Raw genomic sequence first — 15,803 nt, 5'->3', positions numbered from 1 at the left:
GGTGAAGGAGGGATCCGCTCATGCCCGAGGAATTCGACCGGTTCACCCGTCTCGCACAAGCGCGCATCGAGGGCGGCTATCCGACACCCGATGCCCGACGGCAACTCGAGGACGAGCTGTACTTCCAGCGTGCCGTCCACGTCTACCTGCCCGACCCATATCCTGGCGCTGCTCGACGAATGTCGAACGAATATGTCTAACAGTCGGACTCGGCTCGTCAATCAGTCGCATGCGTTGCTGTGACAGCTGTTCGCCGGCGGAGCGCCGACCTCGTTGACCGCGGCCTCGGCCACCACCCTGCTGCGGGGCTTCTGTGCCTGCAGCGGCGTCGACCGAACTCGCGTCGGTCTGTGCCGAGATCTGATCGCCGACATCCGCCGCCTCGATGACCAGCTCGCGGCGAACGAGAAGCAGATGGCCCATACGCTCGACGAGCACGGCACCCGTCTGCGGGAGGTGGACGGGATCGGTGCGGTGACCGCGGCCCGGCTGATCGGTCGCACGGGACGCGCCAGCAGATTCCCGACCGCCGCGGCCTACGCCAACTACAACGGTTCGGCACCGGTACAGATCGCCAGCGCCGACACCGGCCGCCACCGCGTCTCCCGCTACGGCGACCGGCAGCTCAACTGTGCGCTCTACACCGTCGCCATGGTCCAGACCCGAATGCCCGCCAGCGCCGGCCGCGCGTACTACGACAAGAAAATTGATGAAGGCAAAACGCCCGCAGCGGCGAGGCGCGCCCTCAAACGGCACCTATCTGATCACGTCTGGCGCATCATCCTCGCCGACGAGAAACGCCGATACCGACTAAACGAAGCGGATACCGCAGGTGCGGCTTGACAGATGGAGAGGCACCGCCGCGAGGCACAGTGGTCCTTGGAATAAGAGCGTGTCTCATGTGGGAAGTTTCTTGAAGCAGGTGAGTGCCGCGGCGAGGTGACGGAAGCCAGCGAAGTGTTCGCCGTAGCGTTCGTAGCGGATGGTCATGCGCCGGTAGCCGGTGAGCCAGGCGATGGTGCGTTCGATCTTCCACCGGTACCGGCCGAGGCGATCGTTTCGCTCGATGCCGCGGCGGGCGATCCTCGCCGGCGATGCCTCGTTCGCGCAGCCACCGTCGGTGAATGTCGTAGTCGTAGCCCTTGTCGCCGCGAAGCTTTCCCGGTTTGCGCCGGCGTGGTCCGCGCCTGGACTTCGTTGCCGGAATCGCTGCCACCAATGGTTGCAGCACCGTGCTGTCGTGGGTGTTCGCCCCGGTCACACCCACGACCAGTGGGATTCCATTCGTTTCGGACAGAACGTGGATCTTCGATCCCTTCTTGCCGCGGTCGACCGGACTGGGGCCGGTCAGCGAGCCCCCCTTTTCGCCCGGACGCTTGCCGCATCCAGGATCGCTGCCGTCCAGTCGAGTTCGCCCACGCTACCGAGCCGACCCCGCACCTCGCGATGGAGTTTCTCGAACACCCCATCCCGTACCCAGGCGCTGAACCGTCGATGCGCAGTCGGCACGGTCACCCCGAAGGAGGGCGGCAGGTGCCGCCACGCACATCCGCTGGTGAGCACGTACACGATCGCGGTGAACACCGCCCGGTCATCGGTCGGCGCACTGCCGCCTCCCTGTGGCCGGGCGACAAAAGGCGGTATCAACGGTTCGACTATCTCCCACAACGCATCCGGAACCAACCTCAGTGACAACTCATCTACCACGGGTCACATTATGTCCCACACATCACTTCATCCACATGAGACACGCTCTAAGGCGGCCTGTCCAACGCGAGAAGGCAGCGCCCAGGTTTGATCACTGGCGCAATAGGTGAACACAACGGGGCCTAATGGGTGAACACCCCCCTCGGTGTCCTATGGAACTAGGCCGCTTGTATCCAAGGTGTCGAGAATGAAGTGGTGAAAGCCTTCGGCGACCGAGGAGGTGAGGGGTCGATCGGCCCGGATCATGCCGATCGTTCGCCAAGCATCGCGATCGCGGAGTTCTACCAGCACGCTCCCCTCGGGAGGGTCGGCAGCCGCAGATGGAGCAGGAACAACTCCTACGCCCACTCCGGCCGCGATCATGGCGCGCATCGTGCCGACCTCGGTGACCGAGAACGCGATTCGCGGGGCGAAGCCGGCAGCTCGGGCGAGACGGTCGGTGAGTTGGCGCAGCCCGTACTCCGGCGTGAGCGCCACGAAATCGTCCTCGGCGACCTCGGTGAAACTCACCGTCTTCCGGCGGGCCAGCCGGTGACGGACCGGGACGAGCAAGCAAACCGGTTCGGTGGCCACTGGTGTCCACACCAGGTCGTCGACGGAGGGCTCGGGTGCCACGAATCCGAGATCGGACCGGCCCGCCCGCACATCATCGACAACCGAATCGGCTGCGGCGCCGCGTAGTTCGAATCTCACCTTGGGATGTTCGGCGCGATACCTGCTGATCAGTTCCGGCACGAGCCACTCGCCGAGGCTGTGCAGGAAGCAGAGGGAGACGGTGCCCTCGTTCGGATCCGCAAGGGTGCTGATCCGGTTGTGTGCGGAATCGACTTCGCTCAATGCGCGTAACGCATGTGCGCGGAGAATCTCGCCGTACCGGTTGAGGTGGAGCCGATTGTGCCGCCGGTCGAACAAGCGCACCCCGAACCCCGTCTCCAGCCGGGCTATGGCCCGCGACAACGTCGGTTGCGTGACATGCATCTCCACGGCGACAGCGGTGATGTTCTCCGATTCGGTGAGGGCGACGAACCATCGCAACTCCTGCAAGTTCACTGCCTGAGCTTATACGCGGAACGTATGAGGGGCGGCGGATATCGGCATTTCACAAACCCACGCAGGGGCGCGACAGTGAAAGGGCACTGACTCGACTGACCCGGCAAGGAGAATGACGTGAGTACCGAGCGTTCGGATTTTGCTTCCCACCCTGTGCATCGGCCCTTGGAGGGTGTCGTGGTGGTCTCGCTCGAACAGGCGATCGCGGCACCGTTCGCGACCCGGCAACTCGCTGACCTCGGTGCGCGGGTAATCAAGATCGAACGTCCCGGCGTCGGAGATCTCGCACGCGGATACGACCGAACGGTTCAGGGGATGGCGAGTCATTTCGTGTGGACGAACCGCGGGAAGGAGAGCATCGAGCTCGACGTTCGCTCCGACGACGGCAACCGGATCCTGCACCAGCTCGTCGACCGCGCCGACGTCCTCGTCCAGAACCTGGCACCCGGCGCGGCGGGGCGCCTCGGCATCGGGGCCGAGCGCTTGCGGGAAACCCACCCGCGCCTGATCACGTGCGATATCTCCGGATATGGCCGCAGCGGTCCCTACGAGGCACGCAAGGCCTACGACCTGCTGATTCAGTGCGAAGCCGGACTGGTGTCGATCACCGGATCCGAGGACGAGCCCTCGAAGGTCGGTCTGTCCATCGCGGACATCTGCGCCGGCATGTACGCCTACTCGGGGATCCTCACCGCCTTGCTCGATCGTGGGCGGACCGGCCACGGCGCCAACCTCGAGATCTCCATGCTCGAGGCTCTCGGCGAGTGGATGGGGTATGCCGACTACTACGCCCGATACGGCGGATCGGCGCCGAAGCGGACGGGAGCGAGCCACGCGACCATCGCACCGTACGGACCGTTCACTGCGGCGGACGGGGAGGTCGTCAACCTGGGTTTGCAGAACGAACGCGAATGGGTCGTGTTCTGCCATGTCGTGTTGCGGGCGCCGGAGCTGATCGACGATCCGCGGTTCGTCACCAACGCCGACCGGGTCGCGCACCGCGCCGACCTCGATGGCGACATCGCCGACGTTGCCGCAGGCCTGTCCGGCGCTGACCTCGTCGGCAGGTTGGAAGCGGCGAAGATCGCGTATGCCCGGCAGCGCACGATGGACGAGTTCGCAGAGCACCCGCAGCTCGCGGCACGCTCCCGGTGGGCACAATTCGATTCCCCCGTCGGACGGCTCGAAGGACTACTGCCCCCGGTGACGGTGATGGGCGTCGAACACGAGATGCGCCCCGTACCCGGTCTGGGGGAACACACCGACAGCATCCTGACGTGGCTCGACGAGTACGCAGCGGTCGGGTCCTGACACTCCTCTTCCCTCCGCCGTCGGCCGAGTCGCGCCGTCGGTGACGAACTACCGAAGGAGAATTACCGTGAACAGCAGTGAAATCCAGGTCGAGCAGTCGGCGCCACCGGTCACCGGCTGGCCCGGCCGCTACTTCGAGGACTTCGAAATCGGAGACGTATACCGGCACTCACTCGGCCGCACGGTGCTGCCGGTCGACAACTCGTGGATGACGCTTCTCACCCAGAACACCGCGCCGATCCACTTCGATGCGCACTACTCGAGTCAGACGACGTGGGGTAAGCCACTCGTGGACTCCACCTTCACCCTTGCCCTCGTCACCGGGCAGAGCGTCAGTGACATCTCCCAGCACGTGCACGCCAACCTCGGCTGGGACCGAGTGCGCCTGCCGAATCCGGTATTCGAGGGCGACACCATCTACTCCCAATCGAAGGTCCTCACCAAACGAGAGTCTGCATCCCACAGGGACATCGGCATCGTCACCGTGCGCACCATCGGGTACAACCAGGACGGCACCATCATCATCACCTTCGAACGGACCCTCATGGTGTATCGCAAGGGGCACGGACCGCGCACGGCAGGCGTCGACCCCAGGTGGGACGACCGGTCACGCCGCGCAGCCGGCATCGAGTAGTTGATCGAAGTGCCGCGCAGGCTCAGCCCGCGCGGCAACGATCTAAGGTGCACATATCGTATGCAAGGGAACGGCCGGGCCGAGGAAGCTGCCACCGAGTTGTCTGGCCGAGAAAAGGCGTACCGGTAGGTCAAGGAGCAGGTGCTGACATCGCCGGCGGCACAGGGCTGGTTCCTGAGCGAACAGGAACTCGCGACGCGGATTGGTGTATCCCGCAACCCCGTTCGTGAGGTACTGCCCATGCTTCAGGCGCAGGGCCTCGGCGGATTGCGTGCCGCCCGCGCCCCCGCTAGTCATGAGATGCGGCCTCCGGTCTCGGTAGCCGTACGCGTTGACTCGGCGACAACGTGCGGGGCGCGGTCGCACAGCTGATGTCGATGAGATTCGTCCTCGGCCGCGCTCCGAGCGACCCGCAGCAGTGCCGTCTAAAGCGAATGTAAGGAAAGCGGCCCATCCCTTCCCTCTCGCTGTGGCGGCGACCACATTGGTGTCAGTGGCTATGCATCATCACAGCAGTCCCAGGAAGGAACATCATGCGACACACGACTTCGAACCCAACGTCGTCGACCGGCGAGAGGCGGGTTGTTGCGAACGTGGTTCGCGGCTGCATCGGCAACCTCGTGGAGTGGTACGACTGGTTCGTCTATGCAGCGTTCAGTGTGTTCTTCGCGGCGTCCTTCTTCCCGCAGAGCAGCACGACCGCCCAGCTTCTCTCCACGGCGCTGGTTTTCGCGGTCGGATTCCTGATGCGCCCGATCGGTGGGTACATCCTGGGCCGATACGCGGACCGGTACGGGCGTAAGAACGCGCTGACGTTGTCGGTGCTGATGATGGCCGCGGGATCGCTGATCATCGCTGCGACACCGAGCTTCGAGGCGATCGGCATGCTCGCCCCGGCATTGCTGGTGATGGCGCGACTGATCCAGGGACTCTCCGTGGGAGGCGAATTCGCTTCCAGCGCCACGTATCTGTCCGAGGTCGCGACGCCCGGCCGCCGCGGCTTCTACTCGAGCTTCCAGTACGTGTCGATCATTCTGGGTCAGCTCGCCGCGCTCGGCGTCCAGATCATTCTGCTGCAGCTTCTCGCCATCGACCAGATGGAGGCCTGGGGTTGGCGCATTCCGTTCGTGATCGGCGCGATCGCCGCCGTGACCGTGATGCTCTTCCGTCGTGGGATGGACGAATCGGACCAGTACAAGGAGGAAGCGGCCCAGATCGCTGCCGAGAAGGCATCCGGCACGAAGCCGTCGGCCAAGCGCGGCACCCTCCGCCTGCTGCTGCAGTACCCGAAGCAACTCGCGATGGTGTTCGGCCTCGCGATCGGCGGCACCGTCGCGTTCTACACGTACACCACGTACCTGCAGAAGTACATGATCAACACCTCGGGGATCGCCCCGGAAACGGTGGCATGGATCAACTTCGCCGCACTGTTCATCTACATGCTTCTGCAGCCCGTGGCCGGACTGATTTCCGACCGCATCGGTCGCCGCAAGGTCATGCTGTTCTTCGGTGTCGGCTCGACCGTGCTCACCGTGCCGATCCTGACCGTTCTCGGCAACACCACCAATGCGTTCGTCGCGTTCGGCCTGATGATGACCGGACTGGTCATCGTGACCGCCTACAGTGCGCTGAGTGCGATCGTCAAGGCGGAGCTGTTCCCGACGACGGTCCGCGCGCTCGGTGTCGGACTGCCGCACGCGATCACCGCCGCCCTGTTCAGTGGCACGGCCGAGCCTCTCGCGCTCGCTCTCAAGCAGGCCGGACATGAATCGGCGTTCTTCTACTACGTCGTCGGTTGCTCGGCACTGACCCTGGTCGCCGCACTGTTCATGTCCAAGGGCAAGGGCGGCACCACCCTCGATCCTGCGACGGAGAATCAGGCCCGCGACGGACGCGAGGACGACCGCGACAACCGCGAACTAGAGCGTGTCTGATTCATCCTCGTCCGGCATTGTTCCCCCGGCTCATCGTGGCCGGGGGACAATGCCGGTTATGCGGATTGCGGTGGTCGAGGACGACGACGGCGTCGGCAACGCACTCGTTGCGGGGCTGACCCGGCAGGCGCACCAGCCTGTGCGGATGAAGTTCGGGTCCGAACTGCTGCTGCACCACGGCGAGGTGGACTTCGTCCTGCTCGATCTCGGGTTACCGGACCGCGACGGGCTCGAGGTGCTGCGTCAGCTGCGCCAGGTCAGCGCCGTCCCCGTCATCATCCTGACCGCCCGCGACGACGAACGTTCGGTGGTCCGCGGCCTGCGCGGCGGCGCCGACGACTACCTGGTCAAGCCGGCGCGGATGTCGGAGCTCTTCGCTCGCATCGAAGTGGTGCGCCGGCGAAGTATGGCCGTCGAAGGCGGTGCACCACGAGAAGTGGTCACCGGAGACGTCCGCGTCGACCTCGATTCCCGCACCGTCACCGTGGCGGGCAGAGAAGTGGACCTGACGTCGAAGGAGTTCTCTCTTCTCGAGATCCTGCTCGAGAACCCGGGGGCTGCGGTCAGTCGTCAGCAACTGATGGATCGGGTCTGGGGTGACGCGTTCGTGGCGGTTTCGCGTTCGCTCGACGTCCACATCGGCACTCTGCGGGCCAAACTGGACCGGCCCGGGCTGATCAGCACCATCCGTGGTTTCGGCTACCGGTGGGTGTGCTGACCTCAGGGTCGAATCGACATGCGCCGACGGTTACTGCTGATTCTCGCGATACTCGGATCCTGTGCGGTCGCGAGTTTCGCCATTCCCCTCGCGCTCGCGACCGCGGACTCGCGGACGCAGGCGTTCACACTCGGCCGCGAGGGAGACATCCAACGGTTCGCCGTCCTCGCCGAGGAGTACGTCAGGACCGGCGACCCCGCCAGGATCGCCGGCGAGGTCGAGGCGTACGACGACGTGTACGGCGAGGGCGTGCTGGTGGTCTCCACGCGTGGTGTGCCCACCCTCGGCGTGGGCCTCGACGGCGACGAACCCGGAATCGACGCCGCGATTCGCAGCGGACTGCGCAACGAGCGCGTGTCCACCGTCGACCGGCTGTTCCCGTGGAGCGACGACGAGGCCCTGTTCGTCAAGCCGGTGGGGTCGGGCGCTCAGGTGAACGGCACCATCGTGCTGCGGGCCTCGACCGCCGAGGCCCGCTCCGACATCCTCCGGCAATGGGCCGTGATCGCGGCCGGCGCCGTGCTTGCACTGGTCGCTTTCGGTGTCCTCGCGATCGCCTTGAGCCGGTGGGTACTCGGACCGCTCGCGAACTTGTCCAAGGGAATCGTGCAACTCATCCGCCGGATGCCCGACGCGAGGACGCCGACGAGTTCCGTGCCGCCGCGATCCGTGCTGCCGGCCACGGCTGCGGGCGGGCCGCCCGAGGTGCGCCGGCTCGCGCATTCGTTCGACGTGATGTCCTCGGCGGTGCTGCGGGCCGCGGACGCGCAGCAGCGCCTGATCGCCGACACCGCCCACCAACTGCGGAACCCGCTCGCGGCGTTGCAGTTTCGCCTCGACCTCCTCGACGACGGGATACCGGACAGCGCACGCGAGGATTATCGCAGCGTGACCGAGGAGGCCAAACGCTTGCAGACCATTCTCGACAGTCTTCTCTCGCTCGCCTCGGCCGAGACGCCGCGCTTCGGGGTCGATCGGTCCGAGGCGGCCTGCGACGCACTGTCGGTGGTAGCCGACCGGGTCGACTTCTGGTCGGTGACGGCCCGCGAACGTGGTGCGCGTCTGGTCACCGTCGCGGCCCCCGACGCCGACCGCGTTCCGGTCGCGATCGCCGAGAATGATCTGTCCCAGGTGCTCGATGTGCTGATCGACAACGCCTCCCGGTACGCAGGCCCACACCCCACCATCGAAATCGGCGTGACCGTGGAACCGTCGCACGATCACACTCCGGTGTGCGTGTGGGTAGCCGACGACGGTCCGGGAGTCCCGGAAGAGTTGCGCGGCAAGCTGACCGAGCGCTTCTTCCGTGCCGGCGACCAGGTCGGAACGGGTCTCGGCCTCTCCATCGTCGAGGTGGTTGCCGCAGCCTACGGCGGGCGTCTCGTCATCGACGAGGCCCCCGCGGGCGGACTGCGCGTACGCTTGTGGCTCGAACCGCACGTGGAGAAGCTGGACGATGATTAACCGGCGACAGTTCATCGGCGGTGTGGCCGCAGTGGTCGCACTGTCCGGGTGCGCCCGTACCCAGCCTTCGGGGACGTATGAGATCGCGTCGGGTGAGCGCGACGGATTCCAGGCCGAGTTCGCGCAGTTGCTTGCGGACGTTCCGGCCTCCTCGGGTGCGGACCTTCGGTTGACGGTGCGCTACACCACCGGTTCCCTGGAGAACCTGTCGCTGCTGGCGTCGGGTGAGGTACTCATCGGGCTGACCCTGGCCGACTCCGCTGTCGAGTCGGCCACCCCGATCGTGGCCATCGGCCGGGTGTACGAGAACTATCTCCAGTGCGCGGTGCCGGCCCGCTCACCCTTCCGCACGATGAAAGATCTTCGCGGCCAGACGATCAGCCTCGGAGCCCCGGGCTCCGGAACCGCGCAGACCGGACGGCGGGTCCTCGAGGCGAGCGGACTGACCCTCGACGACGTGACGGTGCGCCCGGTCTCACTCACCACCGTTCTGGATTCCCTCCGCGACGGCACGGTCGCCGCCGCACTGTGGGCCGGTGGTGTGCCCACCCCGGCGGCGATGCCGCGGTCCGGTCACGGTCCGGACGGGGGCATCCGGCTACTCGACCTGTCCGCCGAGTACGTCGAGATGCGCAAGACCTACGGGCCCATGTACGAACCGGTTTCGGTCCCGGCCCGGACATACGGTGACACCGCCGAGACGGCGACAGTCGGCGTTCCCAGCCTGCTCGTCGCCTCCCCGCAGCTGCCCGACTCCGTGGCCGGCGCCCTCGTCGACCTTCTCGTCGACCGAGCCCAGGACCTGATTCCCCCCGATACCGTCGGGGCCCAGTTCCTCGATGTCCGATCGCTTATCCAGACGGCAGGCGTCCCTCGCCATCCGGGGGCCGTCGAGGCGTACCGCCGCCACCACGGTTAGAAGGCGGCCGGGTACGGCCGACAACCTCAAGTACGTGTAAAACCTGGCACCCACCCGATTGACGATGGCCGGTACATAGAGGCAAAATGGCCGTACATTTCGAGGAAGGCTGGCTCCATGGCATCGCAGACCGCCCTACCGCTCGCGGGGATCACCGTCGTGAGCATCGAACAAGCAGTTGCCGCACCGTTCGCGACCCGGCAACTGGCCGACCTCGGTGCCCGCGTCATCAAAGTGGAACGTCCCGACGCCGGCGACTTCGCCCGGCGTTACGACGAGACCGTGCACGGCGAATCGAGCTACTTCGTCTGGCTCAACCGGTCCAAGGAGTCTCTGACCCTCGACCTGAAGTCCGACGAGGGCCGCAACATCCTCGAAAAGCTCTTGTCCACAGCGGATGTCTTCGTGCAGAACCTGGCTCCTGGCGCGGCAGCCCGAATGAACCTCGACGCCCAGTCGCTCCAACAGCGGTACCCCACGCTGATTCCGTGCGACGTGTCCGGCTACGGCAACACCGGTCCCTGGTCCGATCGCAAAGCCTACGACATGCTCGTCCAGGGCGAATCCGGTCTGATGTCGCTGACCGGCCCCGACGAGTGCCCGTCCAAGGTCGGAGTGTCGATCGCCGACATCGCGGCCGGCATGTACGCCTACAGCGGGATCCTGTCCGCGCTGTACACGCGCGCAACCACCGGCACGGCCCGCGCGGTCGAGGTCGCTCTGTTCGAGGCGCTCGGCGAATGGATGGGATCTCCCGCCTACTACACCGAATACGGTGGCCGGCAGCCGAGCCGGGTCGGAGCGGAACACGCGACGATCGCCCCGTACGGCCCGTTCCCCACCGCCGACGGCACGGTCCTGCTGTCGATCCAGAACGACCGCGAATGGTCCGCGTTCTGCTCGGAGGTGCTCGGCGACGAGTCGATCTCCACCGACCCGCGTTTCTGCCGAAACTCCGCGCGGGTGACGCACCGTGAGGAATGCAACGCTCTGATCTCCGAGCGGACGCGTCTGCTCAGCACCGACGACGCCCTCGCCCTGCTCGACAAGGTGTCGATCGCCAACGGCAGGCTGGGCACCGTAAACGACTTTCTGTCCCACCCGTCCCTGGCCGGCCGTGACCGTTGGCGTGAAGTGGCTACCCCGGGCGGCCCGGTTCGGGCGTTGCTGCCGCCCGCGAACCTCAGTGGTGTGGAACCTCGATTCGATCCGGTTCCGGCTCTGGGCGCGCACACCGATGCCATCCTGGGGGAGCTCGGCTACACCGACGGCGCGATCTCCGGGCTGCACACGGCAGACACGGTCTGAGGGCCGGCAGTGCCCCATGCAGTGGCGTCCGACGGAACGCGTGTCGCGTACCAGGTCAGCGGCGGCGGACCGCCGCTGCTGCTGCTCGCCGGTCAGGCCAACAATCACCACTGGTGGGACCGCGTTCGCGCGGACTTCGACACGCACTTCCGCACCATCACGGTGGACTACCGCGGAACCGGAGCGAGCGACAAACCCGAGACCGAATACAGCACAATACTGTTCGCCGATGACGCGATCCGCGTGCTGGACTCCCTCTGCATCGAGAGGGCGCACGTCTACGGCACCTCGATGGGAGGCCGGGTGGCGCAGTGGGTCGCCGCGCGCCACCCGGAGCGTGTCCACACACTGATCCTCGGCTGCACCTCACCCGGCGGAACGCACGCGGTGGAGCGCAGCCGGGAAGTCCGAGCGAGCCTGGCGCAACCCGATCCCGACCGGTCACGCCGCGCCCTGCTCGAGTTGATGTACACGCAGGATTGGCTCGGTCGAAATCCCGGTCCCTACAACACCCTCGGGGACCCGGGCATGCCCGCGCACGCCAAGCTCGCCCACCTGCGGGCCAGCAACGGCCACGACGCGTGGGATGCGCTTCCGTCGATCAGTGCGCCGACCCTCGTCCTGCACGGGACCGAGGACCTTCTGTCCCCGGTCGACAACGTTCCCCTGCTCGCCGAGCGGATCCCGAATGCCCGCGTGCAGTTGCTCCCCGGCGCACGGCACGCGTACTTCGAAGAAGATCGCACTGTCGCGGGCGCCGCGGCGATCAGCTTCCTCACCGCACTGTGAGAACTCGCTGGCGAGTTGGGTTGAGGCGCACTAGTCACCGGATCCGGGCATGACGATACCGACCTTCGCGGCACCGTGGCCGTGGTCGCGGGCGGCGGCGAGTGCGGCGGGAGTGTCCTCGAGGTCGAACATCTTCTCGAGGCAGTGGTCGACCTCGATCATTCCGGTATCGATGGCCTCGACTGCCGCCCGGAACGACAGCAGCCCGGCCTCGGACTGCGTACCGTTGACCCACTCCATGGTCAGGGATTTGCGGAATGAACGCTCCACTGGGAACGGGGCGTTGCCCTTCGATTCGGGGTAACCGAAGAATCCGACCGTCCCGCGAATACGCGCGGCTTCGACCGCGGCGGCACGGGCGAGGTCGTAACCCGCGGCCTCGATCACCAAGTCCGCACCGACGCCGCCGGTCGCGTCGAGCACGACGTCGGAGATCGACTCGACCGGTTCGAGGACGGTCCGTGCCGCGCCGAGCCGTTCAGCGATGGCGAGGCGGTCCTTGTCCAGGTCGGCGACGATGACCTCGACGCCCCGAGCGATCAAGTGCTGCAGGTAGAACAGACCCGAGGAGCCGGCGCCGATGACCGCCGCGGTGTGGGGCATTCGCTCGACCGGGGTGTCGGCGGGCAGAAACTTCTTCATTCCGAAGAGAGTGGTGCCGAGTTGCTGTGCGAGCAGCAGGCGCCGTAGGTCGACGCCGTCCTGCAACACGATCACGTGGCTGGCGTCGACGGCCTGGTACTCGGCGAAACAACCACCGCGCTGACCGTGGGGAACGGTCAGCACCGGCCGTCCGACCTCGATATCCGAATTCTCGCTCCGAACAACAATTCCCACTCCCTCGTGACCCGGATAGCCAGGTCTTCCGAGAAGCTCGGGGTTGTGGAATCCGTCGAAGACGATATGGACGTCGGAGCCGCAGATCGAGGCGTATCGCATTTCCACGAGCACTTGGTTCGGCTCCGGGACCGGCCGGGGGAAGTCGCGAACTTCGACGACGCCGGGTGTGGTCACGCATGCTGCTCGCATTCATGCCTCGCTTGGGTGAGTCGGTGCGGGGAGTCGGAGGACGCAGCGGGTAGTCCCTTGGCGTGCCTTCTTGGATGGCGGTCACCGTATCGGACGCAGTCGGCGGCGGCAAGAGGAATCGCCCTCGGTTCCGGGACGAGCAGCGACTCGAACCAGGTGCAGCACAGCCGCTTCGACTCAATCGGGTTGCCATGTCCGCTCGTCATCACTCCATCAGAATTTGGCATTATCGCGCCCGGTCCATCAGGTAGCAGAATCACCTGAGTCACTACAACGAAGTGAGACCCAGATAACTACTTCGAGGCGAAGTAACGCAGGCTGCAGGGGGTGCGGTGCATGACCGGTGTGCGGTACTCGACGCCGACAACCCACGGAACGTAGTGCATCCCCGCGGCACCGAAACCGTCAGCCCCTGAGGCGAGTTCGTGACGGACCGGACCGTCGATCGGTGAAGCCCGCAGCCATTGCAGAATCCATTCCCACTACGAGGAGTCGCCATGACCCCATCCACACCGCCGCAAGCTCACAGAACCGATGATCGATCCGAGGAACCGCCTCGTTCGCGCAGTCACTACGTCAAGTCGGTGCTGGTCGGTTCCATCGGCAACATGATCGAATGGTTCGACTGGTTCGTGTATTCGACCTTCGCAATCTATTTTGCCGGACAATTCTTTCCGAGCGACGACCGCACCGCGCAGCTCCTGAACACGGCGGCCATTTTCGCGGTCGGATTCCTGGCGAGGCCTCTCGGCGGCTGGTTGCTCGGGCGTCTGTCGGACCGCAACGGCCGCAAAGCCGGCCTGACGGTGTCCGTCGGAATGATGTCTGCGAGCGCCTTGATGATCGCTCTCGCGCCGAACTACGAGACGGCCGGCAATCTGGGAGCTTGCCTGTTGGTCGTCGCGCGCATCCTGCAGGGACTGTCGGTCGGTGGCGAGTATGCCGCGTCGGCAGCGTATCTGACCGAGGTATCCAAGAAGGGCTGGCGGGGTCTGGGGGCGAGTTTCCAATACATCTCCGTCACCCTGGGTCAGCTCGCCGGCCTGCTGGTCCTCATCGTCTTGCAGTTCTGCTTGTCCGACGAACAGCTGACGTCGTGGGGTTGGAGAGTGCCGTTCGCGATGGGTGCCGTCGGCGCCGTCGCGGTCTTCTACCTGCGGCGCGGAATGCACGAGACGACGGCCTACTCGGTTGCCGAAACCGTCGATACCGAAGATTCCCGGGGAACACTGGCCGAGGTATGGCGCAACCGGCGCGCCGCCGTCGTCGTCTTCACACTGACCCTTGGTGGCACCGTCGCCTACTACACCTACACCACCTACCTGACCAGCTACTTCGTGAACAGCGTCGGCCTCGGGAAGTCGCAGGCCTCGACGATCAGCTTCATCGGACTGCTCGTCTTCCTGGTCCTCTTGCCGATCGGTGGTTACGTCTCCGACCGCATCGGCCGGCGGCCCGTCCTCATCTTCTTCGGCATCGGCACCACGATCGGAACGTATCCGATCCTGCAGGGAATGCAGAACAATCCCACGTGGCTCACCTGCCTGGTGCTCACCGTCCTCGGCCTGGTGTTCGTGGTGGGGTACTCGTCGGTCAACGCGGTGGTCAAGGCCGAACTGTTCCCCACCGGAGTACGAACGGTCGGTGTTGCCATCCCGTACAGCATCGCCACCGCCGTGTTCGGGGGCACTGCCCCATACATCGCTCTGGCATTCCGCGACGCGGGCCGGGAGAGTTGGTTCTTCGTCTACGTCTCGATCTGCGCGGCCATCTCACTGATCACCTACGTGTTCATGCGTGAGACCAAGGACGTCAACCTCATCGCCGCGACGGCAGCCCCGGGACCGACCGACCGCGCGCAGCACTCGGCCTCGAAGGGGACACCGGTCACCACCGTCCAGGGTTGAGAAATTGGTATTCTCTGTTGTGATCGATTCCGCTCCTGCATATCGCCTGCTGATGGTGCGGGCCGGCGGGTAGCTCGGGAAGGTGGGTCGTCCGGTGGACGTCAAGCAGTTGACTGCACTCGTTGCGGTGGCGGACGCCGGGAGCGTGACCCGCGCAGCCGAACTACTCCACTTGGTTCAGCCGGCGGTGACACGCCAAATTCACACGCTCGAACAGGAACTGGGTGTCCCGCTGTTCGAACGTAGCCGTGCGGGAATGGAATTGACGGAGTCCGGCCGGCTCATGCTCGAGCGCGCCCGGAGGGTGCTGTCCGAGCTCGAGCGTGCGCGGGCCGAGATCCGACCGAATCCGGGGGTGCTGCAAGGGATCGTGACGGTCGGACTTCTGTCCTCCACCTCCGAACTGCTCGCCGAACGACTCGTCGCGGCCGTATTGCAGGAGCATCCCGCCGTCCGGCTGCGAATAGTGTCCGGCTACGCCGGACACGTGCGGCAGTGGCTCGATGCCGGTGACATCGACCTCGGCCTGCTCTACAACCTGAAATCCACGTCGTCGCTCAACGTGCGGGCTCTGCTCGCCGAAAACCTCTGGGCGGTTGCCCCGCCCGACGGCGGGCTCGACACCGGCCGACCGGTCACCCTCGAGGAAGTCGCGAGCCACCCGGTCGTGATGCCCAGTGCGCCCCACGGAATTCGGACATTGGTAGCGGAGGCGTGCGCGAGACTCGACATCGTCCTGAACATTGTCGTCGAGACCAACGAAGTGAGCATCCAGAAGCGGCTCGTGCGAGCTGGTCACGGCTGGACGATCCTGCCGGGCATCGCCGTTGCCGGTGATGTCGCCAGCGGTCTGCTCAGTGCGGCGCCGCTCCATTCCCCGGCGGTCGAGCGCACCGTCGCGCTTGCCTTACCGAGCGCCCCGCGGATCCCGCCTGCCGTCCACGCGGTGGCCGATCTGCTCGTCCGCCAGATGCGTGACGCCGTCGAGCGCGGTGAGTGGCCGTCCGCCCGCTGGAAGCCGGACAACTAGTCG

At 65.8% G+C, this 15,803-nt stretch carries 15 protein-coding genes and 1 pseudogene; 13 read left to right on the top strand and 3 right to left on the bottom strand.

The features are described 5' to 3' along the window. The first annotated feature begins 20 nt into the window (after positions 1-20). Both FND50_RS36420 and FND50_RS34340 read left to right on the top strand, forming a co-directional pair. Entirely contained in the window at positions 21-200 is a 180-nt protein-coding gene (locus FND50_RS36420; protein WP_186301362.1) for a hypothetical protein, read from the top strand. A gap of 73 nt (positions 201-273) precedes the next feature. Continuing rightward, the gene (locus tag FND50_RS34340; RefSeq protein ID WP_260850823.1) at positions 274-843 is read left to right on the top strand and encodes a transposase; all 570 of its coding nucleotides are present in this window, start codon (positions 274-276) and stop codon (positions 841-843) included. 54 nt (positions 844-897) lie between these two features. On the opposite strand, the pseudogene FND50_RS34335 reads toward FND50_RS34340, so the two are convergent. Beyond that, a pseudogene (locus FND50_RS34335) lies at positions 898-1,707 on the bottom strand (IS5 family transposase). Positions 1,708-1,857: 150 nt separating this feature from the next. Continuing rightward, complete coding sequence (locus tag FND50_RS34330) at positions 1,858-2,757, bottom strand: LysR family transcriptional regulator (RefSeq protein ID WP_144288711.1); 900 nt, start codon at positions 2,755-2,757, stop codon at positions 1,858-1,860. Positions 2,758-2,874: 117 nt separating this feature from the next. Between FND50_RS34330 and FND50_RS34325 the strand changes: the two genes are divergently transcribed. The 9 genes from FND50_RS34325 (at position 2,875) to FND50_RS34285 (ending at position 11,834) form a co-directional block, all read left to right on the top strand. Further along, positions 2,875-4,068: a CaiB/BaiF CoA-transferase family protein gene (locus FND50_RS34325; protein WP_144288710.1), complete on the top strand. Its 1,194-nt coding sequence runs from the start codon at positions 2,875-2,877 to the stop codon at positions 4,066-4,068. A 67-nt stretch (positions 4,069-4,135) separates the two neighbouring features. Then, positions 4,136-4,702, top strand: a complete 567-nt coding sequence (locus FND50_RS34320; protein ID WP_144288709.1) for a MaoC family dehydratase — start codon at positions 4,136-4,138, stop codon at positions 4,700-4,702. Between the two features lie 141 nt (positions 4,703-4,843). Further along, positions 4,844-5,074: a GntR family transcriptional regulator gene (locus FND50_RS34315; RefSeq protein ID WP_260850822.1), complete on the top strand. Its 231-nt coding sequence runs from the start codon at positions 4,844-4,846 to the stop codon at positions 5,072-5,074. Between the two features lie 161 nt (positions 5,075-5,235). Then, complete coding sequence (locus tag FND50_RS34310) at positions 5,236-6,636, top strand: MFS transporter (protein WP_144288708.1); 1,401 nt, start codon at positions 5,236-5,238, stop codon at positions 6,634-6,636. Between the two features lie 58 nt (positions 6,637-6,694). Further along, entirely contained in the window at positions 6,695-7,354 is a 660-nt protein-coding gene (locus FND50_RS34305; RefSeq protein WP_144288707.1) for a response regulator transcription factor, read from the top strand. Positions 7,355-7,372: 18 nt separating this feature from the next. Continuing rightward, on the top strand, positions 7,373-8,818 hold the full coding sequence (locus FND50_RS34300; RefSeq protein ID WP_144288706.1) for a HAMP domain-containing sensor histidine kinase: 1,446 nt from the start codon (positions 7,373-7,375) through the stop codon (positions 8,816-8,818). Continuing rightward, positions 8,811-9,737, top strand: coding sequence for a TAXI family TRAP transporter solute-binding subunit (locus FND50_RS34295; protein WP_144288705.1), 927 nt, complete (start codon positions 8,811-8,813; stop codon positions 9,735-9,737). Before FND50_RS34300 ends, FND50_RS34295 begins: the two co-directional genes overlap by 8 nt. A 117-nt stretch (positions 9,738-9,854) precedes the next feature. Then, positions 9,855-11,045 carry a CaiB/BaiF CoA-transferase family protein gene (locus FND50_RS34290; RefSeq protein ID WP_054247439.1) on the top strand — a complete coding sequence of 397 codons (1,191 nt, stop codon included), beginning with the start codon at positions 9,855-9,857 and terminating at the stop codon, positions 11,043-11,045. Between the two features lie 9 nt (positions 11,046-11,054). Further along, positions 11,055-11,834: an alpha/beta fold hydrolase gene (locus FND50_RS34285; protein ID WP_260850821.1), complete on the top strand. Its 780-nt coding sequence runs from the start codon at positions 11,055-11,057 to the stop codon at positions 11,832-11,834. A gap of 30 nt (positions 11,835-11,864) precedes the next feature. Here the strand turns inward: FND50_RS34285 and FND50_RS34280 are convergent, their stop codons facing one another. Continuing rightward, complete coding sequence (locus FND50_RS34280; RefSeq protein WP_186301197.1) at positions 11,865-12,848, bottom strand: zinc-binding dehydrogenase; 984 nt, start codon at positions 12,846-12,848, stop codon at positions 11,865-11,867. A 512-nt stretch (positions 12,849-13,360) separates the two neighbouring features. Between FND50_RS34280 and FND50_RS34275 the strand changes: the two genes are divergently transcribed. Together FND50_RS34275 and FND50_RS34270 are read left to right on the top strand one after the other, a co-directional pair. Next, positions 13,361-14,770: an MFS transporter gene (locus FND50_RS34275; RefSeq protein ID WP_260850820.1), complete on the top strand. Its 1,410-nt coding sequence runs from the start codon at positions 13,361-13,363 to the stop codon at positions 14,768-14,770. Between the two features lie 94 nt (positions 14,771-14,864). Next, positions 14,865-15,800 carry a LysR substrate-binding domain-containing protein gene (locus FND50_RS34270; RefSeq protein ID WP_144288703.1) on the top strand — a complete coding sequence of 312 codons (936 nt, stop codon included), beginning with the start codon at positions 14,865-14,867 and terminating at the stop codon, positions 15,798-15,800. Positions 15,801-15,803: the final 3 nt, after the last annotated feature.

Source organism: Rhodococcus sp. WB9, from assembly GCF_007558985.1.
Lineage (GTDB): Bacteria > Actinomycetota > Actinomycetes > Mycobacteriales > Mycobacteriaceae > Rhodococcus_F > Rhodococcus_F opacus.
The sequence above is the reverse complement of the archived record's forward strand: the minus strand, read 5'-3'. Positions and strand labels throughout refer to the sequence as shown.

Coding starts and splice junctions, on each gene's coding strand:
- FND50_RS34295 (WP_144288705.1), top strand. CDS start 8,811: ATGATTAACCGGCGACAGTTCATCGGCGGTGTGGCCGCAGTGGTCGCA.
- FND50_RS34300 (WP_144288706.1), top strand. CDS start 7,373: ATGCGCCGACGGTTACTGCTGATTCTCGCGATACTCGGATCCTGTGCG.
- FND50_RS34305 (WP_144288707.1), top strand. CDS start 6,695: ATGCGGATTGCGGTGGTCGAGGACGACGACGGCGTCGGCAACGCACTC.
- FND50_RS34290 (WP_054247439.1), top strand. CDS start 9,855: ATGGCATCGCAGACCGCCCTACCGCTCGCGGGGATCACCGTCGTGAGC.
- FND50_RS34310 (WP_144288708.1), top strand. CDS start 5,236: ATGCGACACACGACTTCGAACCCAACGTCGTCGACCGGCGAGAGGCGG.
- FND50_RS34275 (WP_260850820.1), top strand. CDS start 13,361: ATGACCCCATCCACACCGCCGCAAGCTCACAGAACCGATGATCGATCC.
- FND50_RS36420 (WP_186301362.1), top strand. CDS start 21: ATGCCCGAGGAATTCGACCGGTTCACCCGTCTCGCACAAGCGCGCATC.